The 1,478-nt window shown below is 70.5% G+C and carries 2 protein-coding genes; one reads left to right on the plus strand and one right to left on the minus strand.

Annotation, left to right across the window (positions count from 1 at the left end):
• Nucleotides 1-1,033 (minus strand): thioredoxin-like domain-containing protein (locus AB0M27_RS47780; RefSeq protein WP_365732458.1); only part of this gene is annotated, 1,033 nt, incomplete at its 3' end.
• Nucleotides 1,034-1,097: 64 nt separating this feature from the next.
• Here AB0M27_RS47780 and AB0M27_RS47785 point away from each other — a divergent pair.
• A partial coding sequence (locus AB0M27_RS47785) for an LURP-one-related family protein (protein WP_365732459.1) occupies nt 1,098-1,478 on the plus strand: 381 nt, incomplete at its 3' end.

Consider the following 1,478-nt stretch of genomic DNA (forward strand, 5'->3'; position numbering starts at 1 on the left):
GCTGGGCGAACCATGCCTCGGCGACCGATCCGTCGACCAGGCCCTCGTTGGTGGTCCCGGCCGCGACGCCCACGCTCCCGGCCTCAGGGTCGTACGTCCACAGCTGGTGCACGCCCGCCATGGCGATCCAGAGCCGGTCACCGAACCAGGCCAGGTCCCACGGCGAGGAGAGGTCCACCTCGCGCGCCGGGCCGCTGGTCGGGCTCCCCTGCCACCACTGGCGGCCGGTCCCGGCGAGGGTGGTGACCACCCCGGTCGTCAGGTCCAGGGCGCGGATCGCGTGGTTGACGGTGTCCGCGACGGCGATGCGGCCGTCGGGGAGCACGGCGAGCCCCTGCGGTTCGCTGAAGCGGGCCTCGTCCGGGCCGCCGTCGCTGAGCCCGCGTTCGCCAGTGCCGAAGTGGCGCCGTACGGTCTCGCCGTCCGCGTCCAGCTCGACGAGGCGGTGGCGGGTGGTGTCGGAGACCAGGAAGCCGCCGTCGGGCAGGAGCAGGGCCTTGCCCGGGAAGCGGAGGTGCGTGGCGACGGGCTCGGGCGCCACGTACGGGCCGTCGCCCCGGCGGAGCGTGCCCTTGGCCGCGTGCTCGGCCTCCAGCTCCTCGACCAGCTTCTCGATGGCGTGGGCGTGCCCCTCGCCCGCGTGCTGGGCGACGACATAGCCCTCGGGGTCGATGACGACGAGCGTCGGCCAGGCCCGTACGGCGTACTGCTTCCAGGTGGCCAGCTCGGGGTCGTCGAGCACCGGGTGGTGGACCTCGTACCGCTCGACGGCGTCGACGACGGCCTGGTGGTCGGCCTCGTGGACGAACTTCGGGGAGTGGACGCCGATGATCACCACGGTGTCCCGGTGCTTCTCCTCCAGCTCCCGCAGCTCATCGAGGACGTGGAGGCAGTTCACACAGCAGAAGGTCCAGAAATCGAGGATGACAATGCGTCCTCGCAGCTCGGAGAGGGTGTACTGCCGGTCGCCTGTGTTGAGCCAGCCGCCCTTGCCGATGAGTTCGGGGGCGCGGACGCGTGCACGTGTTGCCATGCCACCAGTCAACACCGACACCGCCTGCACGCATTCCGCCGGGGGCCGGGGGAACCTGTGTCCCATGAGACTTCTCGTACGTGAGCGGCTGTTCGCCATCGGTGACGACTACTGGATCGAGGACACCGAGGGCCGCAAGCTCTTCCTGGTCGACGGCAAGGCCATGCGGCTGCGCGACACCTTCGAGCTGAAGGACGCCGAGGGCCGGGTCCTGGTCGAGCTGCGCCAGAAGCTGGTCAGCCTGCGCGGCACCATGCTCATCGAGCGCGGCGGCGAGGAGCTGGCCCAGGTCAAGCGCAAGCGGCTCTCACTGCTCCGCAACCACTACCGGGTGACCCTGGTGGACGGTACGGAGATGGACGTCAGCGGCAAGATCCTGGACCGCGAGTTCGCCATCGAGTACGACGGTGAGCTGCTGGCCCAGATCTCGCGCCGCTGGCTGACG

It is taken from the genome of Streptomyces sp. NPDC052107, from assembly GCF_040680215.1.
GTDB lineage: Bacteria > Actinomycetota > Actinomycetes > Streptomycetales > Streptomycetaceae > Streptomyces.